The 16,551-nt window shown below is 71.3% G+C and carries 19 protein-coding genes; 11 read left to right on the top strand and 8 right to left on the bottom strand.

Translation table 11 applies throughout. The features are described 5' to 3' along the window. The first annotated feature begins 67 nt into the window (after window positions 1–67). Window positions 68–1,141: an alkene reductase gene (locus tag ACIOJD_RS23555; RefSeq protein WP_401916935.1), complete on the top strand. Its 1,074-nt coding sequence runs from the start codon at window positions 68–70 to the stop codon at window positions 1,139–1,141. 155 nt (window positions 1,142–1,296) lie between these two features. On the opposite strand, the gene ACIOJD_RS23550 is transcribed toward ACIOJD_RS23555, so the two are convergent. The 3 genes from ACIOJD_RS23550 to map form a co-directional block, all read right to left on the bottom strand. Next, window positions 1,297–2,313 (bottom strand): GNAT family N-acetyltransferase, encoded by a 1,017-nt coding sequence (locus tag ACIOJD_RS23550; RefSeq protein ID WP_401916932.1) that lies wholly within the window; start codon window positions 2,311–2,313, stop codon window positions 1,297–1,299. Between the two features lie 183 nt (window positions 2,314–2,496). After that, window positions 2,497–3,351, bottom strand: coding sequence for a GNAT family N-acetyltransferase (locus ACIOJD_RS23545; RefSeq protein WP_401916930.1), 855 nt, complete (start codon window positions 3,349–3,351; stop codon window positions 2,497–2,499). Window positions 3,352–3,458: 107 nt separating this feature from the next. After that, window positions 3,459–4,277 carry a type I methionyl aminopeptidase gene (map, locus tag ACIOJD_RS23540; protein ID WP_401916927.1) on the bottom strand — a complete coding sequence of 273 codons (819 nt, stop codon included), beginning with the start codon at window positions 4,275–4,277 and terminating at the stop codon, window positions 3,459–3,461. Between the two features lie 101 nt (window positions 4,278–4,378). Between map and ACIOJD_RS23535 the strand changes: the two genes are divergently transcribed. Beyond that, window positions 4,379–4,645: a helix-turn-helix domain-containing protein gene (locus ACIOJD_RS23535; RefSeq protein ID WP_401916924.1), complete on the top strand. Its 267-nt coding sequence runs from the start codon at window positions 4,379–4,381 to the stop codon at window positions 4,643–4,645. Between the two features lie 49 nt (window positions 4,646–4,694). Here the strand turns inward: ACIOJD_RS23535 and ACIOJD_RS23530 are convergent, their stop codons facing one another. After that, window positions 4,695–5,216 (bottom strand): ATP-binding protein, encoded by a 522-nt coding sequence (locus tag ACIOJD_RS23530; RefSeq protein ID WP_401916921.1) that lies wholly within the window; start codon window positions 5,214–5,216, stop codon window positions 4,695–4,697. A 168-nt stretch (window positions 5,217–5,384) separates the two neighbouring features. On the opposite strand from ACIOJD_RS23530, the gene ACIOJD_RS23525 reads away from it, so the two are divergent. The 6 genes from ACIOJD_RS23525 to ACIOJD_RS23500 all read left to right on the top strand — a co-directional run bounded on the left by ACIOJD_RS23525 (window position 5,385) and on the right by ACIOJD_RS23500 (window position 8,156). Next, complete coding sequence (locus ACIOJD_RS23525; protein WP_401916918.1) at window positions 5,385–5,711, top strand: PadR family transcriptional regulator; 327 nt, start codon at window positions 5,385–5,387, stop codon at window positions 5,709–5,711. Beyond that, window positions 5,708–6,064, top strand: coding sequence for a DUF1048 domain-containing protein (locus ACIOJD_RS23520; RefSeq protein ID WP_401916915.1), 357 nt, complete (start codon window positions 5,708–5,710; stop codon window positions 6,062–6,064). Before ACIOJD_RS23525 ends, ACIOJD_RS23520 begins: the two co-directional genes overlap by 4 nt. 1 nt (window position 6,065) lies before the next feature. Continuing rightward, window positions 6,066–6,392 (top strand): DUF1048 domain-containing protein, encoded by a 327-nt coding sequence (locus tag ACIOJD_RS23515; RefSeq protein WP_401916912.1) that lies wholly within the window; start codon window positions 6,066–6,068, stop codon window positions 6,390–6,392. Between the two features lie 99 nt (window positions 6,393–6,491). After that, window positions 6,492–7,037, top strand: coding sequence for a helix-turn-helix domain-containing protein (locus ACIOJD_RS23510; protein WP_401916909.1), 546 nt, complete (start codon window positions 6,492–6,494; stop codon window positions 7,035–7,037). A 55-nt stretch (window positions 7,038–7,092) separates the two neighbouring features. After that, on the top strand, window positions 7,093–7,695 hold the full coding sequence (locus tag ACIOJD_RS23505) for a hypothetical protein (RefSeq protein ID WP_401916906.1): 603 nt from the start codon (window positions 7,093–7,095) through the stop codon (window positions 7,693–7,695). 122 nt (window positions 7,696–7,817) lie between these two features. Next, window positions 7,818–8,156, top strand: a complete 339-nt coding sequence (locus ACIOJD_RS23500; RefSeq protein ID WP_401916903.1) for a DUF2516 family protein — start codon at window positions 7,818–7,820, stop codon at window positions 8,154–8,156. Window positions 8,157–8,341: 185 nt separating this feature from the next. Here ACIOJD_RS23500 and ACIOJD_RS23495 read toward each other — a convergent pair whose 3' ends face one another. The 3 genes from ACIOJD_RS23495 to ACIOJD_RS23485 all read right to left on the bottom strand — a co-directional run bounded on the left by ACIOJD_RS23495 (window position 8,342) and on the right by ACIOJD_RS23485 (window position 12,043). Continuing rightward, window positions 8,342–9,610, bottom strand: a complete 1,269-nt coding sequence (locus tag ACIOJD_RS23495) for a PP2C family protein-serine/threonine phosphatase (protein ID WP_401916900.1) — start codon at window positions 9,608–9,610, stop codon at window positions 8,342–8,344. Between the two features lie 292 nt (window positions 9,611–9,902). Beyond that, window positions 9,903–11,114, bottom strand: a complete 1,212-nt coding sequence (locus ACIOJD_RS23490) for an NlpC/P60 family protein (protein WP_401916897.1) — start codon at window positions 11,112–11,114, stop codon at window positions 9,903–9,905. Window positions 11,115–11,206: 92 nt separating this feature from the next. Next, the gene (locus tag ACIOJD_RS23485; protein WP_401916894.1) at window positions 11,207–12,043 is read right to left on the bottom strand and encodes a class I SAM-dependent methyltransferase; all 837 of its coding nucleotides are present in this window, start codon (window positions 12,041–12,043) and stop codon (window positions 11,207–11,209) included. Between the two features lie 308 nt (window positions 12,044–12,351). Between ACIOJD_RS23485 and mshA the strand changes: the two genes are divergently transcribed. From mshA to ACIOJD_RS23470, 3 genes are all read left to right on the top strand, one after another. Further along, window positions 12,352–13,713 carry a D-inositol-3-phosphate glycosyltransferase gene (gene mshA / locus ACIOJD_RS23480; protein ID WP_401916891.1) on the top strand — a complete coding sequence of 454 codons (1,362 nt, stop codon included), beginning with the start codon at window positions 12,352–12,354 and terminating at the stop codon, window positions 13,711–13,713. 66 nt (window positions 13,714–13,779) lie between these two features. Further along, window positions 13,780–14,310 (top strand): YbjN domain-containing protein, encoded by a 531-nt coding sequence (locus ACIOJD_RS23475; protein WP_401916889.1) that lies wholly within the window; start codon window positions 13,780–13,782, stop codon window positions 14,308–14,310. 84 nt (window positions 14,311–14,394) lie between these two features. Further along, window positions 14,395–16,206 carry an MFS transporter gene (locus ACIOJD_RS23470; RefSeq protein ID WP_401916886.1) on the top strand — a complete coding sequence of 604 codons (1,812 nt, stop codon included), beginning with the start codon at window positions 14,395–14,397 and terminating at the stop codon, window positions 16,204–16,206. Here ACIOJD_RS23470 and ACIOJD_RS23465 read toward each other — a convergent pair. Beyond that, the gene (locus ACIOJD_RS23465) at window positions 16,160–16,546 is read right to left on the bottom strand and encodes a hypothetical protein (RefSeq protein ID WP_401916884.1); all 387 of its coding nucleotides are present in this window, start codon (window positions 16,544–16,546) and stop codon (window positions 16,160–16,162) included. The genes ACIOJD_RS23470 and ACIOJD_RS23465 overlap by 47 nt on opposite strands. Window positions 16,547–16,551 lie beyond the last annotated feature (5 nt).

Raw genomic sequence — 16,551 nt, 5'->3', positions numbered from 1 at the left:
GTGTGAGGTTTTAGCGTAGCCGAGGTGCCCGAGGCGCGGGCGCCGCGGACCGCGAAGGAACCCTGACATGACGACCCTCTTCACCAGCTACCAGCTCGGCGGCCTGACCCTGCCCAACCGGGTGGTCATGGCCCCGATGACCCGGGTCCGGGCCGCCGCCGGCGGTCTGGCGACTCCGTCGATGGCGACCTACTACGCCCAGCGGGCCACGGCCGGACTGATCGTCAGCGAGGGCGTGCAGCCGAGCGTGATCGGGCAGTCCAACGCGGGCACGCCGGGACTGCACACCGACGAGCAGGTCGAGTCGTGGCGTCCGGTGACCGCCGCCGTCCACGCCAACGGTGGACGGATCTTCGCCCAGATCATGCACGGCGGCCGGGTCTCGCATCCCGACACCACCGGCATGCGCCCGGTCGGGCCCTCGGCGGTCCCCGCGGTCGGCGACGCGTTCACCCCGACCGGTCCGCAGCCCCTCCCGACGCCGCGCGCGTTGGACACCGCCGAAGTGGCCGAGCACGCGCAGTCCTACGCCGATGCCGCCGGCCGCGCCGTCGACGCGGGCTTCGACGGCGTGGAACTGCACGGCGCCAACGGCTACTTGATCTCGCAGTTCCTCTCGTCCAACGCCAACCTGCGCACGGACCGCTACGGAGGCCCGGTCGCCAACCGGATCCGCTTCGCCGTCGAGGCCGTCGCAGCCACCGTCGAGACCGTCGGCGCCGCCAGGACCGGCATCCGCCTCTCACCGGGCGGAACCTTCTGGGGAATCGAGGAGACCGACACCGTCGAGCTCTACACCGCGCTGCTGACCGAGCTGGCCCGCCTCGAGGTGGCCTACGTACACCTCGAAGCCACCGTCGACGAGGAGGCCCTCCTCACGCTGCGCCGGGCATGGCCTGGCACCCTCGTCATCAACCCCTCGGTTCCGATGGGGCCCAAGCAGACCGGCCGGGACGACGCCGACCACTGGCTCGCGCTGGGCGCCGAGCTGGTCAGCTTCGGCCGCGCTTACATCGCCAACCCCGACCTGGTCGAGCGGCTGCGCGGCGGCCTCCCGATCGCCCCCGTCGACGAGGCCGCGTACTACCAGGGCGGTGACGCGGGCTACCTGACCTACCCGGCCCACCAGTACTCGGCCTGACTCCGCGCATGGCGAACGGGCGGAACCGGCGCGGGCGGTGGTACTCGGCCTCGCTCACGAGCACCACCGCGCACCGCCCCGGCCCGGAGCCGCCCCAGGCCCCTAAATCAGGCCCGTAACCAGGCCCGCGAATCCACACCCAGCCGCGCCCCCGGCTACCCGCCGTGCGCCTGCGGGGCCGCCATGACGCGATCGAGGGGATCGAGGGGATCGACGCCCGCGCGCAGCTCACGTTCCAACTGCGCGATGGCCACCGTCGTGGCCATACCGGCCTGCTCGTAGAGGTGATTCGCGCCGGTCGGGCTCTCACTGTCGACATCAAGTCCGACAGAGGCGGCGCCCCGTTCGGCGAAGAGCGCGAAGCTCGCCAGCAGCAGCGCCCGGCCGAGCCCGAGCCGACGGGCCTCGCGGCGAACGCCCAGCTGACCGATCTCGCCGGAGGCCAGGCCCTTGACCTGGCGGGCGCGGCACAGGGACGCGCCCACGATCCGCCCGGCGCGTTCGGCCACGAGCCAGAGTGTCGGGTCGAACCCCTCGTACATCATGTCCCCGGCCCACTGATCGTACGAGCGGCTCGCGCGGCCCCAGCGGTCGGCGAAGGCCTCTTCGACACACGCGTGCACCCGCCGCAGATCCTCCCGAGTCCCGTCGCACGTACGCACGTCGACCCCGCTGGGCCACACCGGCGCTGCCGGCGGTCCGTCGAGAGCAATCCGCATGCGCTTGTGGACACGCGTCAGGCCGTATCCCCGGGCGCGGAGCATCCGGTCGGCCACTCCGCCGAGCAGGACATAGTTCACCAGGACGACGCGCGCGAGTCCGGCGTCAGAGGGGATACCGGCCGCCATCACGGTGGCGCGCGCTTCCATACGGTCGAGGAGCGTCGTCCCGATGCCCGCCCCGACATGCTCCGGGTGCGTGTACGCGTCGGCGAAGACGCGGCCCTCGTGCGGCGCGGCGATCACCTGCGCGTACCCATGGACCCCGCCCTGCGGCCCGGTCACCACCCACGCGTCCCGGGCAAGGTCCATCCGCGCCCACTCACGCCGGAACTCGTCCTCGGTCCGGGCGCCCGCCTCGGGATCGTGCGACCGCTCGGCGGCGCTCACCATGCCGGTCACCGCGGAAAGGTCCGACTCCCGCGGAGCGCGTACCTCGTACTCAGCTCGCATCAAAGCCCCCATGTCCCCTGTCCCCATCGCTACCGCTCGACGCGGCAACGCACCGCGCACGCGCATGCCTAGCAACGCCGGAGGACGTCCGGCAATCGGTTTACCCCCGGTCAGGAAGCCCGCCGGTCAGGAGAGTTGTACGCCGTCAACCGGCTTCCGGCGCGGCTTACGAGAAGGTGCGGCTTACGAGAAGTCGTACACGGCCCAGTCGGCAAGCCGGACGTATCCGACGCGCTGGTAGAGGGCGTTGCTGGTGGGGTTGGCCGGGTCCGTGTACAGCACGACCTCCTTCGCGCCCGCGGCCAGCGCGGCCCGGCTCACTTCGGCCGTCAGGGCCGCCGCGTAGCCGCGGCCCCGGAGGTGGGCCCGGGTGTAGACGGGGTCCACCCGGACCTGGTCGCCGATCACCGACGTCACGGCCGCGATGGAGACCGGAGTGCCGTCCGGGGTCTCCCAGAACGAGAAGTGCCGGTCCGCGAAACGGGTGTCGGTCCAGACCTCGGGGACGACCTCGCCGACGGCGGCGGCGAACTCGCGGCACCAGAGCATCACTTGCTCGATGTCCGCCTCGCCCGCGACGCGAACGCGGCCCTCCGGGCTCGGATCCGGCGGGGTGAGCGTGCCCAGACGATAGAGGTACAGCGGCTGGCGGAGTACCGGAGTCGCGCCGGTGAGCCGCTGCCATGCCTCGGCGAAAGCGGTGGCGGTGTCGTGTTCCGCGCTGACGCCGGGGAGCGGGTGACCGAGGTCGGTCAGGCGAGCGGCGAGCGTGTCGGCCTCGTCGCGGGTGACGGCGGGGGTGAGGCTCAGGGGCCCGGACGCGGTGCGGCGGTAGAAGACGGCGCGGACCTCTCCCCCTCTCTCCAACAGGCCGAATACGGGGGCTTCGGCGCCGCCCGCGTCCGCCGCGTGCTTTCGCAGTCCCTCGATCGCCGTCAGCGGCGTGGTGTGCAGAGCGGGGCGCGAGCGCAGGAAGTCTCCGGCGCGGGCGAGAAAGTCGTCGACGTCTTCGGTGAGGTACCAGTCATCCGGGCGCATGCTTCATGTTTTCCCATGCCCTACGTGCGCGCCGTGGTTTTCCGCCAGGGCGATACGGACGGAGACGGGTCGGCTGTCTCGGCTCACACGGGCCGGCGAAGCTCTCGTCAGCGTTCGGTCGCCGGTGATTCCCGCCGGCCTTGCCGTCCCTTGCCGCTCTGGGGGCGCCGGGTGAGCACGAGCGGGCCGGTCTCGGTGATGGCAACGGTGTGCTCGGAATGAGCCGTGCGCGAGCCGTCGGCCGAGCGGATCGTCCAGCCGTCCGGGTCGTACACGATCTTGTTCGTACCGGCGGCGAACCAGGGCTCGATCGCGATCGTCAGGCCGGGACGCAGCTTCCAACCACGGCCAGGACGACCGTCGTTGGGGATGTGCAGGTCCTCGTGCATCGTGCGGCCGATACCGTGACCGCCGAACTCCAGGTTGACCGGGTAGCCGTACTCGGCGGCGACCGCGCCGATGGCCGCCGAGATGTCCCCGAGTTTGTTGCCCGGCCGGGCGACCTTGATCGCGGCCTCCAGGGCGACCTCGGTGGCCTCGATCAGCCGCAGGTCCTCCGCGGCCGGGGTGCCGACGATGACGGAGTGGGCCGAGTCCGCGGCCCAGCCATCGATGACCACCGCCATGTCCATGGTCAGCAGGTCCCCGTCGCGCAGCTTGTAGCTGTGCGGCAATCCGTGCAGCACGGCATCGTTGACCGAGAGGCACACCACGTTACGGAACGGGCCCTTGCCGAACGAGGGCTCGTAGTCCCAGTAGCAGGACTCCGCGCCGCGCTCCTTGATCCGGCGGCGGGCGTGGTGCTCCAGGTCCAGCAGGTTGACCCCTACCGCGGCGAGGTCACCGAGTTCGGCCAGCACCTGGCCGACGAACTGTCCAGTGACATGCATGCGCTCGATTTCGTTGGGAGTTTTGTGCTCGATCACTGCGTTCCTCGATCCCCGGGACACTGAGAGGTATATTTATACCAGTTATTTATACCAGGGAACTGGTTGCCGCCGGATACGGGCGGCCCTAGCATGTGCGCATGGTTCGCTATCCGCTCGCCCCCGAACAGATCGAGGCGGGCCGACGCCTCGGGGCGGCGTTGCGCTCCGCTCGGGCCGGACGCAACCCCACCGAAGTCGCCCTGGCCGCGGAGATCTCGCCGGAAACCCTCCGCAAGATCGAGACCGGCCGGCTGCCGACGCCCGCGTTCGGCACCATCGTCCGGCTCAGCGAGGTCCTTGGTGTACCACTGTCCGAACTCGCCTTCGTCTGGCGCACCGACCCCGCCCTGAGCGAAGCGTCCTAGATCCTGCCGTCACCGCGTCGCGGTGCGGCGCCGCCGTGCCGGGCGGACCTCAGCTCCTGACGGCCTCCGCGATCCGCAGGGCAACCTCGGCGGGCGTGAGGTGCGTGGTGTCGACGACCTCGGCCTCGCTGTGCAGCCACGTGCGCGCCGCCTCGGCGTAGGGCTCGAGGTATGCGAGACGGAACGAGGAGGGGCCGAGACCGGTGTCCCCCTCGATGCGCCCGCGAAGGGTGTCCTGGTCGGCGTGGAGGACGAAGTGCCGTACCGGAACGGCATGGTGGGCAAGGCCCGCGCTGATCTCGCGCCAGTACCGCTCGACCAGGACAGTCATGGGCATCACCAGGGTGCCGCCGGTGTAGTCGAGTACGCGGCGGGCGGTCTCGACCACGAGCGGCCGCCACGGCGGCCAGTCCTGGAAGTTGCCCGTCCAGGGCAGCCCAGGCGTGATGTCCATGAGCGTCTCGCCGACCTTCTCGGCGTCGAACACCCGTGAATCCGGGATCAGTTGCCGCACGAGCGCACTGGTCGTCGTCTTGCCCGCGCCGTGCGTGCCGTTGAGCCATACGATCATGGGCCGACGCTACCGCCGCGCGGGCCGCGGAAACGGGCACCACTGACATCCGGTACGGCTTCGGCGCCTCCCGGAGCGCTCCGCCCACTGGCCATCACCCACTACTCCGCGATACCGTGTAGTGGTACTTGGTGCTACGCAGTACCAGGAGAACCGAAGAGGACCGCGATGGACCATCTGACGGAGATGCTGAAGGGCACGCTCGAGGGCTGCGTGCTTCAAATCATCGGCAGCGAGGAGACCTACGGGTACGCCATCACGCGTCGGCTGAACGAACTCGGCTTCACCGACGTCGCCGAGGGGACGACCTACACCATCCTGCTGCGACTGGAGCGGAACGGGCTCGTCCAGGTGACGAAACGACCATCCGAACTGGGCCCACCGCGCAAGTTCTTCGCGCTCAACGACGCGGGGCGCGAAGAACTCGCGACGTTCTGGGCGAAATGGGAGTACCTCTCGTCACGCATCGACAAGCTCAAGGAGGGCGGGCGATGAACTTCTGGGAGACCGTCACGGGCAGCGACCTCACGAGGGAATGGAAGGCGTTCGAAGCCCGCGCCGAGGCATTGCCGGCCGACCACCGGGCGGCGTGGGAACAGATCAGGATTCATATCTCCCCCTGCTCGGACTTCACGGGCCGCAACCTGATGCCGATTCTTGACGGCGCCCTGGGGCTGCTCGAAGAAACAGCGGCGGACGGGCAGAGCGTTCACGAGGTGCTCGGCGACGACATCGGCGGCTTCTGTGCGGCGCTGACCGGCGGAGAAGGGGCTCGGAGCCAACGCGACCGGTGGTGCGAGCAGTTGAACAGGAACGTCGCGAAGAAACTGGGCCGGCCAGGAGGCTGACATGAGCATCCACGACATCATCCGGGGCAAGAAGCAGTGGCGGACCCACATGGCGCGGGTCCAGGCACTGCCGACGGATTACCAGATCGTCTACAAGGAGATCCAGAGGTACCTCTTCAAGGTCGGACCGGTCGATCTGCCTGACGGGAACCCGCTCTCAGGGATGGTCGACTTCTTCGAGGAGGGCGCGGCGTCCGGCAAGGGAGTCCTGGCACTCATCGGCGACGACGTCGCCGCCTTCTGCGACGGCCTGATCAAGGACTCGCGCACCCACGCGGACATCTATCAGGAGTCCATCGGCGCGGAGCCCGGCGCGGGCGGGAAGTAGCGCTCCCGCTGGACGCCACGGAGCCGTACCGCCATGACGCGGAACACTTTTGCAAGCGAGCGCTTGCAAAAGTTAGCAAGGTGACGCAGCATGGGCGTCATGGCATCACTCAACGTCGGCAATCTCGGTGAGTACCTCCGCGAGCAGCGGCGCAACGCGCAGCTGTCGTTGCGGCAGCTCGCCGATGCCGCCGGGGTGTCCAATCCGTACCTGAGCCAGATCGAACGCGGTCTGCGCAAGCCCAGTGCCGACATCCTTCAGCAGCTGGCCAAGGCGCTGCGGATCTCCGCGGAGACGCTGTACGTGCAGGCCGGGATGCTCGACGAGCGGGAGCGGGAGGAGCTGGAGACGCGTGCCGTCATCCTCGCCGACCCCTCGATCAACGAGCGGCAGAAGCAAGTACTGCTCCAGATCTACGAGTCGTTCCGCAAGGAGAACGCGCTCGACCCGGAGAGTACGAAGGCCGCGGACGGCACGGAGCGCTCCGCGGGCAGACGCGCCGAAGACGGACGCTCCGACGGTACGGAGAGCAAGGAAGCCACGGAGACCGCGGACCGGGCGGCCGGTGCGGACGCCGGCGCGGCCGGGGATTCCGGGGACACCTCCGCCGGCGGCCCCCGCACGGCCGACGGCAAGGGCGACTGAAGTGCTGCCACCCACCCTCACAACGACCTCACTCTGATCCGGGAGGACCACAGTCATGGCCATCACTGATGACCTGCGCAAGACCCTCACCGACCCGACGCCCCTCTACTTCGCGGCCGGCACCGCCGAGCTCGCGGTCGAGCAGGCCCGGAAGGTGCCCGGCCTGATCGACCAGCTGCGGGCCGAGGCCCCGGGTCGTATCGAGGCCGTACGGAACTCCGACCCCAAGGCCGTCCAGGACAAGGTCACCGTCCAGGCCAAGGAGGCCCAGGCGACCGTGCAGGCCAAGGTCACCGAGGTGATCGGGACGCTCGACACCGACCTCAGGAAGCTCGGCGAGAGCGCCCAGGACCTGGCGCTGCGGGGCGTGGGCGTGGCCGCGGAGTACGCGGTCAAGGCCCGGGAGACGTACGAGAAGGTCGCCGAGCGCGGCGAGCAGACCGTACGGTCGTGGCGCGGCGAGGCCGCGGACGAGATCACCGAGATCGCGGTCGCCGTCGAGCCCGAGACCGAGACGAAGGCCAAGCCGGAGACCAAGCCGGGCGAGGCGAAGGCGACACCGAAGCCGGAAGCCAAGCCGGAGGCCAAGACCGCCACCGCCAAGAAGGCCGCGCCCCGCAAGACGCCGGCGAAGAAGGCCACCCCGCCCGCCAAGTAACGGCGACCGCGACGGCGTAAAAGGCAACGGGCCGGGCACCTCTGAGGTGCCCGGCCCGTTGTCCAGGTACCTTGGCGGTCAGTCCGCGAGGCGTTTCATCCACTTTTTAGGCGGTGCTCCGCATGTTGCTCTCGGGATTCAGCTCGTTCCTCTGGCTGCTCAACATGGCCATGCTCGTCCTCGCCGTCGTCGCGCTGTTCATCTCCGCGACGACCCGCGGGGACGCCTATCCGGCGGCCGACAAGCAGACCAAGAAGTTCTGGCTGATCGTTCTGGGGATCACGGTCGCCGTGAACCTCCTCGTGCCGATGCTGTTCCTGCAGATCGCCGGGCTCGTCGCCACGATCGTCTTCATGGTCGACGTACGGCCCGCCGTCAAGCACGTCTCCGGCGGTGGCGGCGGCAGCCGCGGCGGTTCCAGCAGTGACGGTCCCTACGGGCCGTACAACGGCGGACGCTGAGCCGGGGGACACCTCAGAGGGCCCGGGAGCCAGGGGTCAAGGGCCGGGCACCGCCCGGGGCCCGCCTCATGCCCGCCGCCTCACGCCGCCCGAGGCCCGCCTCACGCCGCCCGGGACCCGCCTCATGCCGCCCCGCGCCCGCCGACCCCCGCGGCCTCAGCCCGCGCCGGGCCCCGCCTCGCGCGTCACCCCGCGCCGCGCCCCAGCAGCAGCACCGCCACGTCGTCGGTCAGCTCTCCGCCGTTCAGCTCCCGCGCCTGGGCGACCGCCGCCTCCAGCAGATCGTCGCCCCCCAGCCCGCGGGCCAGCTGGCTGTTGATCATCTCGACCATGCCCTCCTGGCCCAGCCGCTGCTTGGCGCCCGGTCCGACCCGGCCCTCGATCAGTCCGTCGGTGTACATCAGCAGGTTCCACGCCCCGCCCAGCTCGACCTGGCGGCGCGGCCAGCGGGCGCGCGGCAGCAGCCCCAGGGCCGGGCCGCCCTCCTCGTTCGGCAGCAGCTGCGTGGCCCGCCCCTGGTGGGTGACCAGCGGCGAGGGGTGGCCCGCCAGGCAGAGCCCGGCCCGCCGCCCGTCCGGTGCGATGTCCACCGTGCAGAGCGTCGCGAAGATCTCCTCGCTCTCCCGCTCGTGCTCCAGCACCTGCTGGAGCGTGGAGAGCAGCTGATCGCCGCAGAGCCCCGCCAGCGTCAGCGCGCGCCAGGCGATGCGCAGCTCCACCCCGAGCGCGGCCTCGTCGGGGCCGTGGCCGCAGACATCGCCGATCATCGCGTGGACCGTGCCGTCCGGCGTACGGACCGTGTCGTAGAAGTCCCCGCCCAGCAGCGCCCGCGAGCGGCCGGGCCGATAGCGGGCGGCGAAGCGCAGGTCCGAGCCCTGGAGCAGCGGCGTGGGCAGCAGACCGCGCTCCAGCCGGGCGTTCTCCTGGGCACGCAGCCGGGACTCGGTCAGCTGGCGCTGGGCCATGTCCGCGCGCTTGCGCTCGACGGCGTACCGGATGGCACGGCTCAGCAGCCGCCCGTCCAGTTCGTCACGGAAGAGGTAGTCCTGGGCGCCGACCCGGACGGCCGCCGCCCCACGCTCGCTGTCGCCCTCCGCCGCCAGCGCCAGTACGGCATGGCGCGGCGCGAGCCGCAGCACATGCTTCAGCGGGGCCAGCTCGTCGCCGTCGTCCGCCCCCGGCGCGGGGTTCGTCCCCGGCGTCCTCGGAAGGGCGAGATCCACGAGGATGCAGTGGATGTCGTCGGTGAGCAGCCGCGCGGCCTCGGTGAGGTTCCGGGCGGTACGGATCCGGACACGCGTGCCCGCCCCCTCCGGGAGTTCCGCAACGGTGAAGGTGCCCGCCGGGTCGTCGTCGATCACCAGGAGCATGAGGTCGCCGCCCGTGGCGGTCGCCGCGGCGGGTTGTTTCTCGACTGTGGAGCCTGTGCGCTGCCGCGGTACGGGTACGGCCATCGGTCTGGGTTTCCTTCCCTCCCCCCGAGGGCACGGTGAAACGACGATCGACGCCTCACCAGACCGGGACCATAGCGGTAGCGGCCGCCCCAACGGAATGCCACGGACGCGACGGGACAGCGTCATATGCCGCTTCACGCCACGCATCCGGCGTGATCGGGGCGCCGGGGCCCATGACAAACATCACGTACGGGGACAGGTCTCACGGCTCCGAGGATGCACTGGGTCACACGTGCACACCCCGCCCGGATCCCCTCCGCCTCCCCCGCCCACGGCACGGCACCGCGGTGACCTATGTGTCCGGGCGTACGACTACGTCCGGGCGTACGGCTTTGTCCGGGCGTACGGCTTTGTCCGGGCGTACGACCCCGAGAATCCGCATCGAGCCCGCGCCCGTCAGCGTCACGTCCCGCCCCGGCCTCGGCGCGTGCACGATCGCGCCGTCGCCGACGTACATCCCCACATGGCTCGCGTCCCGGTGGTAGATGATCAGGTCACCGGGCCGCATGTCCTCGATGTCGACGCGCGGCAGCAGCCGCCACTGCTCCTGCGAGGTGCGCGGTACGGTCCGTCCGGCCGCCGCCCACGCCTGCGAGGTCAGCCCGGAGCAGTCGTACGAGGACGGCCCCTCCGCGCCCCAGACGTACGGCTTGCCGATCTGCCCCGTCGCGAACCCGACCGCCTTCTCGCCCTGCGCGCTCGGCGCCCGGTCGATGTCCTTGAGCGCGCCGGAGGAGAGCCAGGCCGACTGCGCCGTGGACGCCGTGTCGTTCTCCAGCCGCACCAGCCGCGCGCGCTCCTTCTTCTCCAGGCCCGCTTCGAGCTTCTTCGCGGCGGCGATCCGCTTCGTGATCTCCTTCTTCGCCTTCTCCTTCGCGACCCGGTTGGCTTCGAGCTTGCGCGACTGCGCGCCCGCGTCGGCGGCGTAGGCCGTCAAGTCCTCCTGGGCCCTGGACAGTTCGTCGAGAAGGTTCCTGGTGGCCTTCATGCCCTGCTGTATGCGCCCCGCGCCGTCCAGGAAGAGCCGCGGATCGTCGGTGAGCACCAGCTCCGACCCGGGCGGCAGCCCGCCCCTTTGGTACTGGGCACGGGCGGCGGCCCCCGCGCGCTGCTTGAGGTCGTTCATCCGCCGCTGCCCCTCGGCGATGTTCCCGGCCAGCTTCGCGACCTCGGCCGACTGCTTCTCGGCCCGCTCCTCGGCGAGGTTGTACGCGTCGGTGGCGGAGGCGGCCTTGCGGTAGAGGCCGTCCATCTCGATCCGTACGTCTTCGAGGGACTTCCCGCCGGGAGCGCCGGAGGCGGCATCGGAGGGGGCACCGGAGGCGGTCGACGCCCCCGCGCCCGGCGGGAGTTCGACCGGAGGCGGGGCGACGGCCGGCGGAGACGACACGGGCGACGGAGCGGGAGGCGCCGCGTACGCCTGGTTCATCATGTCCGGCGACGCCGACACGGCGAGCGCGCAGACCAGCGTGATCGCGGCAGCGGCACAGCGACGTCGGTTCACAAGCTCCCCCTCCGAGCCAACCCCACACCTCGCGTGATCGTGCCATGACCCCCCTGAAAACGACAGAGAGAGCCAGAACCTCACAGGAAGCGTCAGCGCGCGTTCGTACCCGAACCAGGCGCGAGCGCCGCCCAGTTCACCGTCACCTCGCCCTGCCGCAGCCGGTGCGGATCGTCCGCGAGCGGCCAGTCGGCCGCGAGATCCCGTACGGCCCTGATCCACCGCTGCCGCACGCTCAGGGAGGCGTACGGCGCCGCCGCCGCCCACGCCCGGTCGAAGTCCCGCAGGAAGGCGTGCACCGGCTCGCCCGGCACATTGCGGTGGATCAGCGCCTTCGGCAGCCGTTCCGCCAGGTCGGACGGCCGCTCCAGCGAGCCCAGCCGGGTCGCGAAGGTGACCGTACGCGGACCCTCCGGGCCGAGCGCGACCCAGACATGCCGTCGGCCGATCTCGTCGCATGTCCCCTCGACCAGCAGCCCGCCCGGCGCCAGACGCGCGCACAACCGTGCCCAGACCGCGGCGACGTCGCCCTCGTCGTACTGCCGCAGCACATTGGCCGCCCGGATCAGCATCGGCCGTCGGCCACCCGCCAGCGGGACCTCGAAGCCGCCGTGCCGGAACCGGAGTCCGTCGCGCTCGTACGGGCGCGCGCCGTCGACCCGGGCCGGATCGATCTCGACGCCGACGACCTCGGCGCGCGGGGCGGCCGTACGCAGCCGCAGCAGCAGCTCGACGGCGGTCCAGGGCGCCGCCCCGTACCCCAGGTCCACCACGACGGGATCCCCGGAGCGGCGCAGCGCACCGCCGTGCACGGCGGTGATCCAGCGGTCCATGCGGCGCAGCCGGTTCTGGTGGGTGGTGCCACGGGTCACCGTGCCCACCGGGCGGGACACAGGCCGGGAGGAAGAGGAAGGGGACGGATGCGCCATACGAGTGACCCTAGCGAGACGGGGCAGCCGCCCGACGAGACAGGGCAGCCGCCCGGGACGCGAGCCTTCACCGCCGAAGGCCGCCCCTCTTCCGCCGAGGGCGCGCCCTCGTCAACCTTGGGTGCCGAGGCCGCGCCCTCGCCGCCGAAGGTTGAGCCCCCTCGGGTAATGATTTGGCAAAACGGAAATGAAGGAGTGCGTTCAGCTGTTGACGGCCTTCGGAGGGGATCACATCCCCTCTTCCTTGCCGTGATCCGAGCTCCGAGCTCCGCGTTTCGTTTCCGAGCTCCGATGAGAGGACCGCAGTCGTGAGCCAGTACGTGTCCCGTATCGCCGGCACGCTGGTGGGGCCCCCGCGGCAGCCGCGGCCGTCCCGTCTCCGGCTCCCCGGCCAGCACCGCCGCCCCCGGCGGATCGCCATGCTCAGCGTCCACACCTCCCCGCTGCACCAGCCGGGCACGGGCGACGCGGGCGGCATGAACGTCTACATCGTCGAGCTGGCGAAGCGGCTGGCCGCCATTGACATCGAGGTGGAGATCTTCACCCGCGCCACCACCGGCGGACTGGACTCCGCCGTGGAACTGGCGCCCGGTGTGCTCGTACGGCATGTCGACGCAGGTCCCTACGAGGGCCTGGCGAAGGAGGAGCTGCCGGCGCAGCTCTGCGCCTTCACCCATGGCGTGATGCAGGCCTGGGCCGGCAACCGCCCCGGCCACTACGACCTCGTCCACTCCCACTACTGGCTGTCCGGGCATGTCGGCTGGCTCGCCTCCGAGCGGTGGGGCGTCCCGCTCGTCCACGCCATGCACACCATGGCGAAGGTCAAGAACGCCGCGCTGGCGGAGGGCGACACCCCCGAGCCCGCGGCCCGTGTCATCGGCGAGACCCAGATCGTGCGCGCCGCCGACCGGCTGATCGCCAATACGGCGGAGGAGGCCGAGGACCTCGTCCGCTTCTACGACGCCGACCAGGCGAAGGCCGCCGTCGTGCACCCCGGGGTCAATCTCGACCGGTTCCGTCCGGCGGACGGCCGCGCCGCCGCGCGCGCCCGCCTCGGGCTGCCGCAAGGCGCGTTCATACCGCTCTTCGCGGGCCGCATACAGCCGCTGAAGGCCCCTGACGTGCTGCTGCGCGCCGTGGCCGTACTCCTCGACGAGGACCCCTCGCTGCGTACGAAGCTGGTCGTGCCGATCGTCGGCGGTCCGAGCGGTACGGGCCTGGCCAAGCCGGAGGGGCTCCAGAAGCTCGCCGCGCGGCTGGGGATCGCCGATGTCGTCCGCTTCCGGCCGCCGGTCGAACAGGGCCGGCTCGCGGACTGGTTCCGGGCCGCGTCCGTCCTGGTCATGCCCTCGTACAGCGAATCCTTCGGCCTGGTCGCCATCGAGGCCCAGGCGACGGGCACCCCGGTGGTGGCCGCGTCCGTGGGCGGTCTGCCGGTGGCGGTACGGGACGGCTCGACCGGCGTGCTGGTCGAGGGGCACGAACCGGCGGCGTACGCGCGGGCGCTGCGCGAGTTCATCGACCACCCCGAGCTGGTGGACCGGATGGGCGGGGCGGCGGCGCGCCACGCCCAGTCCTTCGGCTGGGACAGGGCGGCCTCGGCCACGGCGGACGTGTACATGGAGGCGATGCACGATCACCGCCGCCGGGTCCGCTCGCACCACGGCTGAGCGCGCACACCCGCACCACGGCTGAGCGCGCGCCTCTGATCACGGCGGAACACGTACGCTCGCACCATGGCTGACGTACAGCGGACCACGCACCAAGTCCCGGCCACCCGGGCCGCCTCCGAGACCATCGAACGCACCCTGGAATCCGCCGAGTTGGAGTGGGAGAGCCCGGAGCCCGGCTCGTACGTCGTCACCCTTCCCGGCACCCGCAAGCTGTCCACGACCTGCTCCCTGCGGGTCGGCCGGCACGCGCTGTCCCTCAACGCCTTCGTCATCCGCCACCCCGACGAGAACGCCGAACGCGTCCAGCGCTGGCTGCTGGAGCGCAACCTCAAGCTGTACGGGGTGAGTTACGCGGTCGACCGCCTCGGCGACGTCTACCTCACCGGCAAGCTCCCGCTGGCGGCGGTCACGGAGGACGAGATCGACCGGCTGCTGGGGTCGGTTCTCGAAGCGGCGGACGGTTCCTTCAACACCCTGCTGGAGCTGGGGTTCGCAAGCGCGATCCGCAAGGAGTACGCGTGGCGGGTGTCGCGGGGCGAGTCGACGCGGAACCTGGACGCGTTCGCACATCTGACCCGGCCGTCCGGGGACTGACGCGGCGGTCGGTCCCCGGAACGCCCCGGTCCGGTCGGTCCCGTCCGGGGTGCGTGATCCCCCACCTCAGGGGAAGATTCCCGCATGAGCGACAAAGGGGATATAGCGGCCCCCGGAAAGGGTCCCTGGCGGGGCCTCTCGAAGGGCCGGGACCTCTGGAAGAACGCGCGGAAGGCCACGGGACGCGGCACCGGACCGCGTACGCGACCGGGTGCAGAACCGGGCTCCGGACCGGGTACGGAACCGGACTCCGGACCGCGTACGGGACCGGATACGGAACCGGGCTCCGGGAGCGGCGCGCCGGACCGGACCATGGCTCTGGCCGCCATGCTCTTCGCCGTGTCGATGACGTTCATCGACCAGACCATCGTGGCCGTCGCCGCGCCGGACATCGTCCATGATCTGGGGTTCTCGGCCACCGCGATGCAGTGGGTGTTCAACGTCTACCTGCTGGCCCTGGCCGCGTTCTTCGCCCTCGGCGGACGGCTGTCGGGCATCTTCGGGCACCGCCGGGTGATGCTGATCGGCACCCTCGTCTTCGTGATCTCCTCGGTCTTCTGCGCGCTCGTCCCCGCGGGCGATGCCGCGCCGGGCTGGCTGATCGCCTTCCGGGCAACGCAGGGCGTGGGCGCGGCGCTGATGTTCCCGGCGGCGCTCGCCGTGGTGATCGCGGTGTTCCCGGTGGACCGGCGCGGCCGGGCCCTGGGCCTGTTCTTCTGGCTGGCGGGCGCGCTCACCGTACTGGGCCCGCTGCTCGGCGGCTGGCTCACCGCCTGGAGCTGGCGGGCGATCTTCTGGATCAACGTGCCGGTCGCCGCGATCGCCCTCGTCCTGACGGCGAAGGCCCGGATCCCGGACACCCCGCGCCGCGAACCCCTCGACCTGCCCGGCGCCGTACTCGTGGCGGCCGGCATGGGACTGAGCGTGCTGGGTCTCCAGCAATCGGCCGTCTGGGGCTGGGGTTCGGCCGCGACCTGGGCCTGCCTCGTGATCGGGGTGCTCCTGCTGGTGGCGTTCTGCCGCTACGAACTGAGCCGGAGCCGGAGGGATCATCCGCTCCTCGGCCTCCGCGCCTTCCGGGACCGGGGTTTCGCGGTCGACGCGGCGGTGCTGTTCTTCGCGATGACGGCGTTCGTCCCGGTGTTCTTCTTCGCCTCGGTGTACAGCCAGGTCTCGCTCAGCGCCTCGCCGCAGCAGGCCGGGCTGTACCTCCTCTACTTCTTCGTCGGCTTCGCCTTCGCCTCCTACTGGGGCGACCGCGTCCAGGACAGGTACGGCGCCCGCCCCGCCCTCCTGCTCGGCACCGCGCTGGGCACCCTCGGATTCGCGCTGTGGGCGAGCAAGACGACCCAGCTGTCCATGCACGACCAATGGCCGTACGTGGCCCTGTCGGGCGCGGGCATCGGCTTCCTGCTGGCCCCGGCCTCGACGGACGCGGTCCACCGCGTGATCGGCGCGCCGTACGAAGAGGTGACCGCCCTCACGCAGACCGTCCGCACCTTCGCGGCCTGCGTGGGCGTCGCGCTGTTCGGCACGGTGCTCATGCACACCACCACGAACCGCGTCGCCGGGACGCTCCAGTCGCTGGGAGTCCCCGGCGACCCGGCCCACAACGTGGGTCACACCATCGCGGAGGCCGTGACGGGCAACGGCGACACCCGCGTACCCACCGGCTCGGGCCCCATCGCCCAGATCACCCGCGAACTCATCGGCGACATCCGCCTGGACTTCGCCGAGGCCAACCGGGCGGTCTTCTACGGCATGGCCATCGCGCTCGCCATCGCCTTCGTGTGCGCGCTGTTCCACCCGGGCGGGAGGGTCGGGAACGTACCGAGCACGGGTCCGGCTGTCACCGGTCCGAGTCGTCCCACTGGTCCAGCAGGGCCCCGTCCGTGAGGGCGTTCGGGGGCGGGGATCCGCCCGCCGGCGACTGTCCGGTCCAGACGATCTTGCCGCTGGCCAGGTATCGCCTACCCCGGCGCTCGGCGCACCGGGAGACGAGGCAGAGCCCGCGGCCGCCCTCGTCCGTCGTCGCCGCACGGCGCAGCGCCCTCGTGCAGCGCCCGGAGGCCGCGTCGTAGACGGCGTACGGACAGGTCGCACCGGAGATCCGGGCCGTGTCCGGGCCGACGCTGTCGTCCCGGACAACGACGCGCGCACGACAGCGCCCCGGCGGCCGTCCATCACGGCCGCCGGGGCGCCGCGCGCTCCACGCACCGGGGCGCCGCGCGATCAACCACC

The sequence above is a fragment of the Streptomyces sp. NPDC088116 genome, from assembly GCF_044741745.1.
Taxonomy (GTDB): Bacteria; Actinomycetota; Actinomycetes; order Streptomycetales; family Streptomycetaceae; genus Streptomyces.
This window is presented reverse-complemented; position numbering and strand designations above follow the sequence as displayed.

Coding starts and splice junctions, on each gene's coding strand:
- ACIOJD_RS23535 (WP_401916924.1), top strand. CDS start 4,379: ATGGTTCGCTATCCGCTCGCCCCCGAACAGATCGAGGCGGGCCGACGC.
- ACIOJD_RS23475 (WP_401916889.1), top strand. CDS start 13,780: ATGGCTGACGTACAGCGGACCACGCACCAAGTCCCGGCCACCCGGGCC.
- ACIOJD_RS23515 (WP_401916912.1), top strand. CDS start 6,066: ATGAGCATCCACGACATCATCCGGGGCAAGAAGCAGTGGCGGACCCAC.
- ACIOJD_RS23485 (WP_401916894.1), bottom strand. CDS start 12,043: ATGGCGCATCCGTCCCCTTCCTCTTCCTCCCGGCCTGTGTCCCGCCCG.
- ACIOJD_RS23525 (WP_401916918.1), top strand. CDS start 5,385: ATGGACCATCTGACGGAGATGCTGAAGGGCACGCTCGAGGGCTGCGTG.
- ACIOJD_RS23545 (WP_401916930.1), bottom strand. CDS start 3,351: ATGCGCCCGGATGACTGGTACCTCACCGAAGACGTCGACGACTTTCTC.
- ACIOJD_RS23555 (WP_401916935.1), top strand. CDS start 68: ATGACGACCCTCTTCACCAGCTACCAGCTCGGCGGCCTGACCCTGCCC.
- ACIOJD_RS23520 (WP_401916915.1), top strand. CDS start 5,708: ATGAACTTCTGGGAGACCGTCACGGGCAGCGACCTCACGAGGGAATGG.
- ACIOJD_RS23500 (WP_401916903.1), top strand. CDS start 7,818: ATGTTGCTCTCGGGATTCAGCTCGTTCCTCTGGCTGCTCAACATGGCC.
- ACIOJD_RS23495 (WP_401916900.1), bottom strand. CDS start 9,610: ATGGCCGTACCCGTACCGCGGCAGCGCACAGGCTCCACAGTCGAGAAA.
- ACIOJD_RS23505 (WP_401916906.1), top strand. CDS start 7,093: ATGGCCATCACTGATGACCTGCGCAAGACCCTCACCGACCCGACGCCC.
- ACIOJD_RS23510 (WP_401916909.1), top strand. CDS start 6,492: ATGGCATCACTCAACGTCGGCAATCTCGGTGAGTACCTCCGCGAGCAG.
- ACIOJD_RS23530 (WP_401916921.1), bottom strand. CDS start 5,216: ATGATCGTATGGCTCAACGGCACGCACGGCGCGGGCAAGACGACGACC.
- ACIOJD_RS23550 (WP_401916932.1), bottom strand. CDS start 2,313: ATGCGAGCTGAGTACGAGGTACGCGCTCCGCGGGAGTCGGACCTTTCC.
- ACIOJD_RS23470 (WP_401916886.1), top strand. CDS start 14,395: ATGAGCGACAAAGGGGATATAGCGGCCCCCGGAAAGGGTCCCTGGCGG.